Genomic DNA, 14,586 nt, shown 5'->3' with positions numbered 1-14,586 from the left:
TCAAAATTTTATAATTCCTATTCTGTCAACGATTTTTATCGCACCTACAAAAACACACTTCCTTTTTCTTCCAAAGCACTATTGACATAGTATCTACAATTCATTTAAATCAAAGGTGTAAAGGCTTTTTATAGGGAGTGATCCTCGTGGAAAAAAGTATTTCCTTGTATAGTTTAATGTTACAAAACTTTATTGATAAAGAATCCATTCAGAAAATTCCAGCAGATACCATTCTCTTTCAAGAAGAGGATCCAGTCGAAAATATTTATCTTGTTCTCAGTGGAACGATTTCGATTGGCCGCGTTCATATGAAAGGCAAAGAATTCATTATGAAGCTATTAAATGGTGAGGAAATGATTATTGAGTATGAGATGTTTAGACACAATCCCCGTTATCACTTTACGTCTAAGGCATTAACAGATTGCGAACTTATCGTAATTAAAAAAGAAGCATTTGAAGAATATGTCTTAAATAACAAAACAGCGATGAATTCGCTGTTAAATTGGTTAAGTACACGGTATCTTAAAGCCCAGATGAAGTGTCAAGATTTAATCATGAACGGAAAAAAAGGGGGACTTTATTCAATCCTAATAAGATTATGTAATAGCTACGGCGTTAAAACCGATGAAGGTATCCTTATCGACCTTCCCCTTACACATCAAGAACTAGCAAATCTAACTTATGGGACGCGAGAAGTCATTCAACGAATGTTAAAAGAGTTGCGTGAACAAGACATTATCACCTATGATCAGCTTAGATTCACTGTAAAGGATCTAACATTTTTAAAGCGGGAAGTCGATTGTCAAAATTGCGCGTTTGAGCTATGTGGACTAAATTAATAAAAAAATCATGCTAAGCATGATTTTTTTATGCTTTCTTAAAAAACCTGGTTGTTTATATAATAGGAAAGAAGTGTTTAGATAAACATTTTACGGAAGTGTAGACTTTAATTAGAGAAACTTGGAATTGTTTTACTCCAAATACGTAAAAACAGCCTGATTGTCTCTTGGATATTTAGCTACATTCTTTACGAGAGCTTAATTAAATCACGAAAAAAAAGTAAACTAACATAAGCACTTGGATGATTCCCTTAGTAATGACACTACTGACAAATCCAACTACTGACCCAAACCCAATTTGCATAGATTCTTTTATATTTCTTTTATGAACGATTAACTCAGCTACCATTGCTCCTAAGAAGGGTCCTATCAGAATACCGACTACCGGAATAACAAACGGGCCAATAAGTAACCCAATTGTACTTCCCCAAACACCTGCCTTTGAACCTCCGTACTTTTTAACACCAATAATATTGGCTGCATAGTCAGCACCAAGTAACAAAATAATAAACAAGACTTGAATAGACCAAAATAGCCAATTAAAGGACTCAAAAGAATAGAAAACCCCATACAGCAGAAAACCACCAAACAAGAAAACCACACTCGGGATAACAGGGTAGACTAACCCAATAAAAGCAACTAAAAACAACAAAATGATGATGCCCCAATATACGTAATCCAAATACATTCACCTCTTCCATAAAATAAAAAAGCAAGGGAGAGATCCCCTTGCCATTTTACCATTAATGATTTTCACCTAAAACATAATCCGCAATATTTACAGCATGGTCACCAATTCTTTCAAGGTTGCTGACAATATCCACGAAAACAATACCAGCTTGACCTGAACAGCTGCCTTCGCTTATACGGAGAATATGCTGTTTCCGTAACGATCTTTCCATTTTATCAATTTCTTCTTCTTTTCTAACAACTTTTTCTGCAATTGTTCGATCGTTCTGATCTAGCGACTGCAACGCATTATTTACTGTAGAGATTGTTAGAGAGAACATAGTATCAAGGTCACCCATAGCAAGATCCGTCATTTTCACCTTATTCGCTTGTTGATATTCAACTAGTTCAAGGATATTTTCAAAATGGTCGCCGATACGCTCAATATCGCGAACGGTATCCATTAAGTTCCCATGCACTTCCGAGTCCTGTTTGGAAAGAGAACTAGACGAGAGACGAACAAGATAATCTGTAATTTTTCTGTCTAAATTATTGATTGCCTCTTCCAACTGATATGCAGTACTCGCATTTTTACTATTTTTTGTTTCTAAATATTGCTTGGTTTCTTCGAGTCCCTGTACTGCAAACTGTCCCATTCGCAACACTTCTTCCTTTGCTTGTCCAAGTGCAATAGAAGGTGACTGCTCGATAAAAATAGGGTCTAAATGCTTCGCCTTGTAATCCACGACTGAATCCTGACCAGGAATTAGCTTGGTCACAATATAAGCTAGTACTGCCACAAATGGCAATTGTATTAATGTATTCGTTGTATTAAAGATTCCGTGTGCAAATGCAATCGTCATTTCAGGATTTAGATTCATTGCCTCCTTAATAAATTCGACTACACGCGTAAAGGGATTTAACAGAATCGTAAAAATGATTGTTCCAACTAAATTAAAGAGAACATGGGTTGCAGCTGCACGACGAGCTGCTACTGATGCACCAATCGAAGCTAGAATCGCCGTGATGGTAGTCCCGATATTATCACCAAAGAGTACTGGCAAAGCCGCATCCAGTCTTATTAGCCCATCACCGAACAGTCCCTGTAGAATCCCGATCGTTGCACTTGAACTCTGTACTATGACTGTAAAGAGTGTTCCAATGACAACTCCTAAAATTGGATTATCACTCATCTGAACTGTAAGATCTTGAAAGGCCTGGAGGCTGCGAAGTGGTTTCATACCAGCGCTCATTAGCTCTAGACCATAGAATAATGCCCCAAATCCAAAAACAATCTGGCCGATGTTATGGATTTTTTGGTTCTTAAAGAAAAATAACAGAATTGCACCTAATGCAATAACTGGTAAAGCAAATTCACCAATATCTATCCCGATGATAAAGGCTGTTACGGTTGTCCCAATATTTGCGCCCATAATGACACCAATTGCTTGCCTTAAATTCATAAAGCCAGCACTAACAAGACCAACTGTAAGAACCGTCGTTGCAGAACTACTTTGAATTAGAACAGTTACGACTATTCCTGCTAGAACGCCCATCACTGGATTTGTCGTAAAGCGGTCTAATAAATCTCGTAAGCGGTCACCTGCAGATTTTTGAAGACCGTCCCCCATGTATTTTATTCCGAATAGGAAAATACCAAGGCCGCCCAAAAATTCAAACAGCATTGCTTGTACATTCAATTCCATTGTTTCAACAACCCCTACATTATTATTCGACTATATTCAACAAACCTCTACAATTATGGAAGATAAGTGAGAAGGTTGTAAATATTTTTTGAAGGAAATTTACAATACCTTAACATTTACGCCTAATGTTACAGAAATATTACAAAGAAAAGGATATCACTTGTGATTCCCCATTGTTCAAGATACAATAATACCCGTTATAACAACGAAGGGTGTGAGTTCAATCAATATTTTTAAACAATTTTATAAAAGCCTGTACTCTCCAAAGGACATCGCTTCTTTTCGAGTACAAGGTATAGGCAAAACCATTCTTTATGTTTTTCTCTTATCCTTATTATCCGTCTTACCTACCATATATTATACAAATTCAACAATGAAGGAAGCGGTCGTAGTTACTGAAGAAACCATTAAGGAAGATCTCCCAGAGTTCAAGATTGAAAACGGTGTCCTTACCTCTTCAGAAGACCAACCCATTACAATTAATAAAGGGAAGTTTTCGATCATTTTTGATGCAACCGGTGTAATGGATGTAGACAATGTATCGAAAACAGGTGACACCCTCGCTCTACTTCAAACTGAAATGGTCTTAAGCTCAGGTGGTGAAGCGAATTCCGTACCTTACTCAATGATGGCAATGGATCCAATCACCAAACAAGATATCATCACATTTATTGAAGGGTCAGATACAGCAATGGCCTTTATACTGCCTATCTTTTCAATTTTGATCTTTCTTTTTAGTAGCGGGTTAGATTTCATTGAAATCTCTATTCTTGCATTAATAGGAATATTACTTAAAAATATTGTGAGAAAGGATCTGAAATATCGCCATTTGTGGAGAATGACAGCTTACAGTGTGACTCTTCCAACTGTGTTCTTTACGATTATGGGTTTATTTCAAACGCACGTTCCATTCGGATCACTCATTAATTGGTTTGTTAGCCTCACCATTTTACTTTTAGCCATACAAGAGGTTCCTAATTCGAACAATGAATCAACATCATCTACTTGAACATTATAAAAGTCGAAGCTGCGCTCACATTGGTTGAGGGCAGTTTTTTGTTCTATTCTTTTCAATCCTTGCATATTAATGGACAAACCTTAACATGGAGGATTGTCCTATGAAAAAGCTAGCTGGATTCCTATTTATCGTTCTTGTAGTTTATTCAATTTACAATGATTTAAATTATGGAAGTCTTCCAACTCCTGTTAGTACGAATAAAATAGAGGCAAAGACAGTCAGCCAAGACACGACATCTTATTATGAACAAGAGATACATCCTGGGGATACAGTTTTATCAATTTTGGAAAGGAATCTAGATGGGCCACTACCTGTTTCAATTACAGAAGCAGTAGCAGATTTCCAAGAGTTAAATGATGGAACACCTCCAGAAGAAATCATAATTGGTAACTCCTATAAGTTTCCAAATTATAGTCAATCACAATAGCATAAGGTAATGAAAGAGAACTTCTTTTCTTGTCATTTTTCCATTCCTCCTGATAGAATGAATATGACTACAAAAGTTAAAGATGAATTTCTTTTTATAAAAAGGAGCGAATCACTGTTGAGTGAATTAACACATCGTACTAAAACTCGTCCAGTACGCGTCGGGAACTTAACCATCGGTGGCAACAATGAAGTTGTTATCCAAAGCATGACGACAACCAAGACGCATGATGTTGAGGCAACTGTCGCAGAAATCAAGCGCCTTGAAGAAGCCGGATGCCAAATTGTCCGTGTAGCTTGCCCGGATGAGCGAGCTGCAAATGCTATACCTGAAATAAAAAAACAAATAAATATTCCTTTAGTCGTTGATATTCATTTTGATTATAAACTGGCGCTAAAAGCGATTGAAGGCGGCGCCGATAAAATAAGAATCAACCCAGGTAATATAGGAAAAAGGGAAAAAGTCGAGGCCGTAGTGAAAGCAGCTAAAGAACGCGGAATTCCAATTCGAATTGGGGTTAACGCTGGTTCCCTTGAAAGAAAGATTCTTGAAAAATATGGGTACCCGACTGCGGATGGTATGGTCGAGAGTGCACTACACCATATCAAAATTCTTGAGGACCTAGATTTCCATGACATCATTGTCTCTATGAAAGCTTCCGATGTAAATCTTGCAATTGAAGCTTATACGAAGGCTGCTCAAGCTTTTGATTATCCCCTCCACCTTGGGATTACTGAATCCGGAACCCTGTTCGCAGGAACCGTTAAAAGTGCAGCGGGGCTTGGGGCCATTCTTAGCTTGGGGATAGGAAACACTGTTCGTATTTCATTAAGTGCTGATCCTGTCGAAGAAGTTAAAGTGGCTAGAGAATTGTTAAAGTCATTTGGCCTTGCAGCGAATGCTGCAACACTTATTTCTTGTCCCACTTGTGGTCGAATCGAAATTGACTTAATTTCCATTGCCAATGAAGTAGAGGAATATATTTCAAAGATTAAGGCTCCAATTAAGGTTGCGGTTCTTGGATGTGCTGTAAATGGTCCTGGTGAAGCGAGAGAAGCAGATATTGGGATTGCAGGGGCTCGTGGTGAAGGATTATTATTCCGCCACGGAAAAACCGTCCGTAAAGTTCCCGAGGAGCAACTAGTTGAGGAATTAAAAAAAGAAATTGATAAAATTGCTGAAGAAAAACTTAGTGAGATGGCACAACAAAAATAATCAATTACTCATGCCTAAATTAAAAGGCCCGGATAAAAACCGGGCCTTTTTACTATGCTCCTAAAGAATGTCTCAATAAAACGGCAATACAAACATACCAATGATAATCGAGATAGCTCCAATTCCGATTGCCCAATTGGCAAGTCCCTTAGCTCCACCACGTTTTCTCGCTACGAAACCAAGCACAACACCAGTGATACCAAGAATAACAGGGAGTACGAATAGTGAAAGAATGGATATAGCAAGTGCAGACATACCCATTATCCCTCCACTCGCTTTTGTCTCCTGATCTTGGTTGGTTGTATCCTTACCACGATTTAGTCCTAGATTAACCGGTGCTGCAATTTCTGCTGCCGTTTCCTCACGATGAGTAGAATCGGACAACATAGTCGCACTAGTGTTTGAATCATTTAAGGTTTGCCAGTCAGTTGACCGGTCGTCTGCTCCCATGGATTGCGATGATTCGGTTGAGGATGGAGACTCAGTTGTCTCTGAAGACCCGGTCATTTGCGCAGATCCTGATTCGTTTAATCCATTTGCACCTGAAAATCCCGACATTTGTGTAGTTCCTGTTGACTCATATGCTCCCGTTGTACCAGAAGCTCCTGTCGCTTGTTCGGTCCTTGTTGACTCGAAGGCTCCTGTTGTACTTGTAGCTCCAGCCGTTTGTGCGGACCCTGTTGACTCATATGCACCTGTTGTTTCAGAAGCATCAATTAATTGAGCAGACCCTATTGATTGATAAGCTCCTATTTGTGTTGCCCCCGCTGTCTGAGAAGGTCTACTTGATTCCTCAGCCATTTGTGCTTGAGACCCAGTATTCATTCCTGAGACTTGGTTATAATCAACGTTATTTTCTCGTGGCAAGGCTGCAGGGGTAGAGCCTATGGAGCTTCCTGCATTCATGTCACTTAGTAAAGAATCTTGTTCTTGCTCATTTAGATACTCGGGTTTATCCTGGTTCCGTTTTTCGTCTGCCATCATAATCCCTCGCTTTCTTAGTGGAGCACTATTATTGTTCACGAGGAAAGCAAGTTTTACGATGTCAATTTTTGTCTTAAAAAATAGATATTTCTTCAAACCCTCTTTATCATCTGATAAGATAAACAAGATAAGAATTTGATAAGGGAGTCTTAGCATGAAAAAAAGATTTGGAATTGACATAGATGGAACTGTTACTTGCCCGTCCTCAATGGTTCCTTTTTTAAATGAAGCATTTAATTTGAACCTTACACTGAACGATATTAAACAATATGATTTAATGCCTCTTGTACCGACAAGTGAGGAAAAATTTGCTGAATGGTTCACTACGAATGAGCCAACAATTTATGCCAATTCCCCGCTAGCACAAGGCGCAAAGGACATCTTAAGTAGTTGGTCTCTAGAACATGAATTATTCTTTATTAGCGCTAGAAGAAAGCAGCTCTTAGATGTCACGAAAAACTGGTTTGATACGCATCAAATTGATTTTGACCATGTTGAATTAATTGGTAGTCACGATAAAATAGCTGCTGCAAGAAAATTCAAAGTAGATATCTTTTTCGAGGATAAGCATGATAATGCAGTAATGATTCATGAAGAATGTGGCATACCAGTGATATTATTTGATACACCATATAACCGAGATCCCATTCCGAATGGAGTTATTCGTGTAGAGAATTGGTTTGAGGCAAATCAATGGGTTCAAAAATGGAAATAGGAGTAAAAAAAATGGTCCATCAATTGATGGACCATTTTTTAATGAAGACATTCTGGACACTTTCCGTAGATTTCAAATTTATGACCGGAAATATCGTACCCCTGTAAGCTTTCATTAATGGTATTCATTGGACAGGTTTCAATCTCTTTCGTTTTGCCACAATCCATACAGATAAAATGATGATGATGATGAGCTTCTTTCGAACAAGCAAACCGAAAATGTTTCTCACCCGACAGCTCTGTCGTTTCGAGTATTCCTAATTCAACAAATATAGAAAGATTCCGGTAAATGGTATCAAAGCTCAAACCTGGATATTGATACTTCAGCCTTTCAAGAACATCACGGGCCGTAAGATACTTATCATTATCCGAAAAAAGCTGGAGCATCTCTTCCCTTTTTCCTGTATGTTTATAGCCGGAATCCTTCAAAAGATTCATCGCTTCATTTACATTCATCTAACCACCCCATTTAAACAGCTCTCCCAGAAACAAGCTTTTTAAGTAAAACCGTAAGAATTAAAATGAGAACAGCAATCATGACAATTGTCCCACCAGGTGCTAAGTCTAAATAATACGATAGGAACAGCCCGCCCAGAACGGATGCTTCTCCAAAAATGACAGAGAAAAGAATCGTCTGCTTAAAGCCTCGAGCAATCCTAATACTTGCGGCAACAGGTAAGGTCATTAAAGAAGAAACAAGAAGAATCCCAACAATCCTCATTGAAGCTGCAATAACAAGTGCGACCATTACAATAAAAATAAAATGAATCGATTTTGCCGCAATACCTGTAGCTTTTGCATATTCCTCATCAAAAGAAAGCAAGAATAACTCTTTATAAATTAATACAACCGTTAATACAACAAATAGACTAATGATAATGATTGTCCATAAGTCTGCGCGACTTACAGCACTTACACTTCCAAATAAATAACTAAACAAGTCCGTGTTAAACCCATCTGCCAAAGAGATGAAAATAACACCTAAACCAATCCCACCCGAAAGGATGATTGGAATCGCCAACTCCTGATAGTGCTTATATACCGTTCGAAGTTTTTCTATTAATACCGCACCGCCCACGGAGAAAGCCATTCCCATATACATTGGGTTTAGTCCTAGAAAAAAAGTTGAATATTTTCCAAGAAATAAACTTGCCGCGATCCCAGCAAGAGTGACGTGACTTAAAGCATCAGCGATAAGAGAAAGCCTCCGTACAACGATAAAAACACCTAATAAAGGTGCGATTGCCCCAATAATAATCCCGGAAAGAAAGGCATTTTGCAAAAACTCGTACTGTAGGATACCGGAAATCATGTATGTGCCCCCTCATGATGTTCATGAGATAATAAATGGACATCATGACCATATATCTCGGAAATCCCTTTAATTTTTTGTTCTTCAAATTCACTCGAAGTTCCATGGAAAAACAACCCTTTATTCAAACAAGCAACATTGGTTACTTTGTCTGAAATAGCACCGATATCATGTGTAACCAATAACAAGGTAATTCCTGTTTGATTCAGGTCTTCCAACATTTCATAAAAGGATTGGACATTTTCTGCATCAACCCCTACTGTCGGTTCATCAAGGATTAATAATTCTGGTTCACTAACAAGTGCCCTTGCAATAAAAACCCTTTGCTGTTGCCCACCAGACAGCTCTCCAATGTTCCGGTTCATAAACTGTTGCATCCCAACCGATTTGATCACTTTCACAATTTTATCTTCATCCTGTTTTCTTAGAAAACGAAACAAACCCATTTTTTTAGTCAATCCGCTTGCCACCACTTCATATACTGTTGCAGGAAAGCCAGAGTTGAATGAATTTGCTTTTTGTGAGACAAAACCAATCTTTTGTTGGTCTCTGAAATGCTTTATTTCTTCTCCAAAAAGTTTTATCGTTCCTTTTTGCGGTTTGATTAACCCAAGAATTAATTTGAGTAAGGTAGATTTCCCAGAGCCGTTTGGGCCAACTATTCCAAGAAATGCCCCCTTTTCTATTCTTAAACTCACATCCTCTAGCACATTTTCCCGATCATATCGATAATATATATGGTTTAGTTCAATAATTGGAAGATTATTCTTCACCTTTACCACCTTCAAAATAAGAATCATTCCGATTTACTCACGTAGTATAACCCAAGGTGAAGAAATTGTAAACAATGGTCTCTTCTTAAATTTTTTTAAGTATTTTAAAGTCACGATTGTGATTGTGTCCTCATACCTTACAAAGAGGAGTGATGAGAATGAAAATATTTGAAAACATCGTGAATCATAAAATCAACAATATCACTGGCGATGAACTCTTGAAGTATGCTGAACCGTTTAAATTGGATATTAATAAGAAACAAGCAGATAAAATTGCCCAATACTTACGAAGCAAAAAGGTAAATATTTTTAATGATAAAGAACGTGTAAACTTGATTAAAGAAATAGCGAAAGTCACTGGCCCTGAAACAGCAAAGGAAGTAAATAAATTATTTGTTTTGTTTATAAAGGATAAATAATCCAAGCCACGCAAGTGCCTTTGTAAGGAACATGATGTTTCGCAATCCTTCAACCTTATGAAAAAAAGCTGTGACGTTAACCGTCACAGCTTTTCGTTTATCCATTCATTATCTGTTCTAATAGGCTGTCTTCAAATTGCTTGTTTTTTAGCATTGCAATTTCATGGCGATAAGGTGCTTTTTTACTATTTTTGTCTTCCCCTACAAAAGGAGTTTCCAAAATCTTCGGTACGTCTGCTAACTGAGGATGATGAACGATATAATTCAATGCTTCAAAGCCAATATGGCCAAACCCGATATTTTCATGTCGGTCTTTCCTTGCACCGCATGGGTTTTTACTATCATTGATATGGAGGACTCGTAAGCGGTCAATACCAATGATTTTATCGAAGTCATTTAAAACACCATCAAAGTCCTCAATAATATTATAGCCTGCATCATGGGTATGACAGGTATCAAAACAGATTGATAATTTATCATTATGAGTTACACCATCAATAATCATTGCAAGTTCCTCGAATGACCTTCCACACTCTGAGCCTTTTCCCGCCATGGTTTCTAAAGCAATTTGAAGGTTTTCCTTTCCAGTAAGAACTTCATTTAGACCCTCTACAATCTTTTTAATGCCTTCTTCAGGTCCTGCTCCCACATGTGCTCCAGGATGCAAAACGATCTGCTTTGCCCCAATGGCTTCTGTTCGCTCAATTTCACTTCTTAGAAAACGGACTCCTAAATCAAATGTATCAGGATTTGTCGTGTTCCCAATATTGATAATATATGGAGCATGGACAACGATTTCTTCAATCCCATTTTCCTTCATATGCTGTTGGCCAACTTCTATATTCAAGTCTTCGATTTTTTTCCGTCTTGTATTTTGGGGTGCTCCAGTATAAATCATAAAAGTATTTGCACCATATGAAACAGCCTCTTCACTGGCTGCAAGTAACATTTTCTTTCCACTCATTGAAACATGTGAACCTATTTTTAGCATTCTCATTTCCCCTCGCTACATTAATCTATTTCTTTCTTTTCTCAATTCTATGAGCTCGTTTCTTTAATTTATCAAGATCAGCTTGCATCTTTTTCTTATAACCAGGTTTTACCTTTTGAGGTTTTTTTACCATCGATTTTGCTTTAACATCTACTTCATTTTCTTTTTTCTGTCGTTTCTTCCGTTTGTTCCGCTCAGAAATTTCAATGAGTTCCCCATTAGTCAGATCCACATTTTTAAAACTTATCCCCATCTTTTCTAACCGGTTTAGTGCATCTTCATCTGAAGATTCGTAAACGGTCAATGCAATTCCGGAATACCCTGCACGTGCTGTTCTTCCCACGCGATGGATGTAGAAGTCTAGGTCTGACGGAAGTTCATAATTAATAACATGACTTACCCCTTCAATATCAATGCCCCGAGCGGCTAGATCTGTAGCTACGATATATTGATATTCTAAGTCTTTTACTTGCTTCATTACTCTTTTCCGTTCACGAGGCGTTAAATCCCCATGAATACGACCAACTTTAGCTCCTTGAGCAATTAGTCCATCTGCCACCTCATCCGCTTTTTTCTTTGTATTGGTAAATACAATCGCTAAATATGGATTGAAAGCAATGAGCGCGGAATGAACAAGACTGACTTTATTTCGGTGTCTTGCAGGCATCAGCATATGTTCAATATTTTCAGCAGTCGCTTTTTTAGGATCAATTTGAACGTATTTAGGGTTTTCCATGTATTTTTTCATGAAAGGTTTTAGTTTCTCAGGAATTGTCGCCGAAAATACTAGCATTTGTAATTTCTCTGGCATTCTTCCTGCAAACTGGTCGACATCTTGGATAAAGCCCATGTCGAGCATCAAATCAGCTTCATCTATGACAAGAATTCCAGCTTTATGGACATGTAACGCATTTTCTTTTACAAGGTCATTGATTCTACCAGGCGTCCCTACCACGATTTGTGGTTGGTTTTTTAGTTTCTCAATCGCTCTTAACTTATCTGTTCCACCTATGAAAGATCGTGCAGTGTACTTTTCTGCTTCATCAGCGTGTTCTATCACTTTTAAAATTTCTTGATAAATTTGGTTAGCAAGCTCTCTCGTTGGGGCAGTGATAACTGCTTGTACCTCATTTAGATTAGGATTTATCTTTTCAATGATTGGGAGGATATAAGCATGTGTTTTTCCCGTGCCTGTTTGAGATTGCCCAATGGCACTCTCACCTTTTTCAATGATGGGAATTAATCTCTCTTGTATCTCAGTCGGCTCAGAAAAGCCTAATTTGGTGACAGCCTCAATGATAAACGGCTTAAAATTATATTTCTCGAAATTGGTTGAATTCATTAAAAAGCTCCTTTTTTTCTACCTACTTATTCTGGATTTATATCGGCCAGCGTGCAATCGGCAACATGTCCATCCTGTTATTATAATAGACAAACTAAAAAATCTCCATTTAAGCTTATTTTAACCAAATTTAACATAAATTTTTCGATGCACGCGAAATTTGGATTAATCCAAACCAAATGTGTCTCCATGCATATTCTAATCATGAGAGTAATTTGTAAAGGAGGCCATATTATGCGTCCAGGACCAAGAGCCCCCTATCATGGAAGGGGAATAAGAATGATGGGACCAGGACCTACAAGACAGGGACCTAGTCCCTTCGGGGGTTCATTTATGGGACCAGTGGGACCACCATACCCTCAAATGAATCCAATGATGGGGGTTCGCCAGCCTGCTAAACAGGGGGGCATCCTCGCCAGAATTTTAGGAAGAGGACAGGGGCAAGGAGCAACCGGATTCCCGGGTTTTGGAGCTGCCGCTCAGGGTGCTCAACGAGCTTCCGGTGGAGGAGGGCTACTAAACGCACTTACGAACCCAGGTTCAATTAATGGATTTTTAAACAATACCCAACAGGTGCTAAAAACAGCTCAGCAAGTTGGACCGATGATTCAACAATACGGTCCACTTGTAAAAAACCTTCCGGCAATGTGGAAGCTTTACCGCGGATTAAAAGATCTTCCTGACCAAGAAGAAGCGGTTGAATCAAGTGCAAACGACAACAACCCATCAACAGAAACAACCAGAAAATCCAAATCCACATCTAAACCTAAGAAATATTCAACATCCACAGCTTCAGTGCCAAAAGAAACGCGACCAAAGCCTGTTACAGGAGGTTCGACACCAAAGTTATTTATTTAATTCCGTAAAAACTCTCTGCTGGAAAAAAACTATTTTTGTAATCTGTTATTAAGTTTACTATAATAGAGAAATAGAAATAGAGCTTTCTGCAGGAGGATGACTGATTTGAAAGTAATTAAAATCTCACCGCGTGGCTACTGCTATGGTGTTGTAGATGCCATGGTCATTGCCAGAAACGCGGCTCTCGATAAAAGTTTACCCAGACCTATCTATATCCTAGGGATGATTGTTCATAACAAACATGTAACAGATGCGTTTGCTGAGGAAGGGATTATTACATTAGACGGAAGTAATCGGAGAGAAATCTTAGAAAAGGTTAACGGTGGTACCGTTATTTTCACCGCACATGGTATTTCTCCAGAAGTGCGTGAACTTGCAACCAAAAAAGGACTTGTCACGATTGATGCAACTTGCCCTGATGTAACGAGAACTCATGTTTTAATAGAAGAAAAAGTTCGGGAAGGTTTCCAGGTTATTTACATTGGCAAAAAAGGCCACCCAGAACCTGAAGGTGCAGTTGGTGTTGCACCAGGTAAGGTTCACCTTGTGGAAACTGTGGCGGATGTTGAAGCGTTGAACTTATCTGACGACAAACTTATTGTGACAAACCAAACAACAATGAGTCAATGGGATGTCGCGGATATTATGAAAAAAGTACAAGAGAAGTTTCCAACTGTTGAGGTTCATAGAGAAATCTGTATGGCAACTCAAGTTCGTCAAGAAGCTGTTGCAGAGCAGGCAAAAGAGGCAGATGTCCTTATTGTCGTCGGAGATCCAAAGAGTAACAACTCTAACCGCTTAGCACAGGTATCCCAAGAAATTGCGTCTACAAGTGCTTACAGGATAGCAGATGTATCCGAACTTGACCTTGAGTGGCTAAAAGACGCTGAAACAGTTGCTGTGACAGCAGGAGCTTCAACCCCTACCCCAATTACAAAAGAAGTGATCGCATTCTTAGAACAGTATGAGCCAGAGGATGAACAAACTTGGAATAGGGAAAAGAAAGTACCGCTGCATAAAATACTTCCAAAAGTTAAAAGAACCACTTAAGGCGAAAATTCTCCATAAAGATGGAAATAGCATACCTATCACAAAGTGATGGTATGCTATTTTTGTTGTTTTATATTTATGGTTGTTCGTACTCTTCTTAATGGGGGTAGAAATTTGGACGGAATTGCTCAACATTTCTGTCCGAATGAGACCAGGATTCGGACTAGCTTTGGCTTTTCTCTATCTCCTCTGTCCGAATGAGACCAGGATTCGGACTCGTTTTGGCTTTTCTCTTCCTCCCCTGTCCGAATTAGACCGCTATTCGGACT

At 38.5% G+C, this 14,586-nt stretch carries 16 protein-coding genes; 8 read left to right on the top strand and 8 right to left on the bottom strand.

Features of this window, described 5'->3' with window-relative positions; genetic code table 11:
- Nucleotides 1-146: 146 nt before the first annotated feature.
- The gene (locus H0185_RS06045; RefSeq protein WP_343223096.1) at nt 147-839 is read left to right on the top strand and encodes a Crp/Fnr family transcriptional regulator; all 693 of its coding nucleotides are present in this window, start codon (nt 147-149) and stop codon (nt 837-839) included.
- 202 nt (nt 840-1,041) lie between these two features.
- On the opposite strand, the gene H0185_RS06040 is transcribed toward H0185_RS06045, so the two are convergent.
- Entirely contained in the window at nt 1,042-1,521 is a 480-nt protein-coding gene (locus H0185_RS06040; RefSeq protein ID WP_221872186.1) for a DUF456 domain-containing protein, read from the bottom strand.
- Between the two features lie 61 nt (nt 1,522-1,582).
- On the bottom strand, nt 1,583-3,214 hold the full coding sequence (locus H0185_RS06035; protein ID WP_221872184.1) for a Na/Pi cotransporter family protein: 1,632 nt from the start codon (nt 3,212-3,214) through the stop codon (nt 1,583-1,585).
- A 214-nt stretch (nt 3,215-3,428) separates the two neighbouring features.
- Here H0185_RS06035 and H0185_RS06030 point away from each other — a divergent pair, with 214 nt between their 5' ends.
- From H0185_RS06030 to ispG, 3 genes are all read left to right on the top strand, one after another.
- Nucleotides 3,429-4,223 carry a DUF1189 domain-containing protein gene (locus tag H0185_RS06030; RefSeq protein WP_343223095.1) on the top strand — a complete coding sequence of 265 codons (795 nt, stop codon included), beginning with the start codon at nt 3,429-3,431 and terminating at the stop codon, nt 4,221-4,223.
- A gap of 109 nt (nt 4,224-4,332) precedes the next feature.
- Nucleotides 4,333-4,659 (top strand): hypothetical protein, encoded by a 327-nt coding sequence (locus H0185_RS06025; RefSeq protein WP_221872182.1) that lies wholly within the window; start codon nt 4,333-4,335, stop codon nt 4,657-4,659.
- 117 nt (nt 4,660-4,776) lie between these two features.
- A complete protein-coding gene (ispG, locus tag H0185_RS06020; protein WP_221872180.1) occupies nt 4,777-5,874 on the top strand; it encodes a flavodoxin-dependent (E)-4-hydroxy-3-methylbut-2-enyl-diphosphate synthase in 1,098 nt (365 codons plus the stop codon).
- Nucleotides 5,875-5,946: 72 nt separating this feature from the next.
- Here ispG and H0185_RS06015 read toward each other — a convergent pair whose 3' ends face one another.
- Nucleotides 5,947-6,954: a DUF4190 domain-containing protein gene (locus tag H0185_RS06015; protein WP_221872178.1), complete on the bottom strand. Its 1,008-nt coding sequence runs from the start codon at nt 6,952-6,954 to the stop codon at nt 5,947-5,949.
- Between the two features lie 58 nt (nt 6,955-7,012).
- Between H0185_RS06015 and H0185_RS06010 the strand changes: the two genes are divergently transcribed.
- Complete coding sequence (locus tag H0185_RS06010; RefSeq protein ID WP_221872175.1) at nt 7,013-7,573, top strand: hypothetical protein; 561 nt, start codon at nt 7,013-7,015, stop codon at nt 7,571-7,573.
- 38 nt (nt 7,574-7,611) lie between these two features.
- Here the strand turns inward: H0185_RS06010 and zur are convergent, their stop codons facing one another.
- Genes zur through H0185_RS05995 form a run of 3 tightly spaced genes read right to left on the bottom strand, consistent with a single transcriptional unit; the run spans nt 7,612 to nt 9,657 of the window.
- On the bottom strand, nt 7,612-8,028 hold the full coding sequence (zur, locus tag H0185_RS06005; RefSeq protein WP_221872173.1) for a zinc uptake transcriptional repressor Zur: 417 nt from the start codon (nt 8,026-8,028) through the stop codon (nt 7,612-7,614).
- 13 nt (nt 8,029-8,041) lie between these two features.
- A complete protein-coding gene (locus H0185_RS06000) occupies nt 8,042-8,884 on the bottom strand; it encodes a metal ABC transporter permease (protein ID WP_221872171.1) in 843 nt (280 codons plus the stop codon).
- Complete coding sequence (locus H0185_RS05995) at nt 8,881-9,657, bottom strand: metal ABC transporter ATP-binding protein (RefSeq protein WP_343223094.1); 777 nt, start codon at nt 9,655-9,657, stop codon at nt 8,881-8,883. Before H0185_RS05995 ends, H0185_RS06000 begins: the two co-directional genes overlap by 4 nt.
- Before the next feature lie 158 nt (nt 9,658-9,815).
- On the opposite strand from H0185_RS05995, the gene H0185_RS05990 reads away from it, so the two are divergent.
- Nucleotides 9,816-10,076, top strand: coding sequence for a DUF2624 domain-containing protein (locus H0185_RS05990; protein ID WP_221873043.1), 261 nt, complete (start codon nt 9,816-9,818; stop codon nt 10,074-10,076).
- 97 nt (nt 10,077-10,173) lie between these two features.
- Here the strand turns inward: H0185_RS05990 and H0185_RS05985 are convergent, their stop codons facing one another.
- Nucleotides 10,174-11,067: a deoxyribonuclease IV gene (locus H0185_RS05985; RefSeq protein ID WP_221872168.1), complete on the bottom strand. Its 894-nt coding sequence runs from the start codon at nt 11,065-11,067 to the stop codon at nt 10,174-10,176.
- A gap of 25 nt (nt 11,068-11,092) precedes the next feature.
- Complete coding sequence (locus H0185_RS05980) at nt 11,093-12,409, bottom strand: DEAD/DEAH box helicase (protein WP_221872166.1); 1,317 nt, start codon at nt 12,407-12,409, stop codon at nt 11,093-11,095.
- Nucleotides 12,410-12,643: 234 nt separating this feature from the next.
- Here H0185_RS05980 and vrrA point away from each other — a divergent pair, with 234 nt between their 5' ends.
- Both vrrA and H0185_RS05970 read left to right on the top strand, forming a co-directional pair.
- Nucleotides 12,644-13,267, top strand: coding sequence for a VrrA/YqfQ family protein (gene vrrA / locus H0185_RS05975; RefSeq protein ID WP_246629043.1), 624 nt, complete (start codon nt 12,644-12,646; stop codon nt 13,265-13,267).
- Nucleotides 13,268-13,372: 105 nt separating this feature from the next.
- The gene (locus H0185_RS05970; protein ID WP_221872164.1) at nt 13,373-14,317 is read left to right on the top strand and encodes a 4-hydroxy-3-methylbut-2-enyl diphosphate reductase; all 945 of its coding nucleotides are present in this window, start codon (nt 13,373-13,375) and stop codon (nt 14,315-14,317) included.
- Nucleotides 14,318-14,586 lie beyond the last annotated feature (269 nt).

The organism is Mesobacillus maritimus, assembly GCF_019749255.1.
Classification (GTDB): domain Bacteria; phylum Bacillota; class Bacilli; order Bacillales; family Cytobacillaceae; genus Mesobacillus_B; species Mesobacillus_B maritimus_A.
The sequence above is the reverse complement of the archived record's forward strand: the minus strand, read 5'-3'. Positions and strand labels throughout refer to the sequence as shown.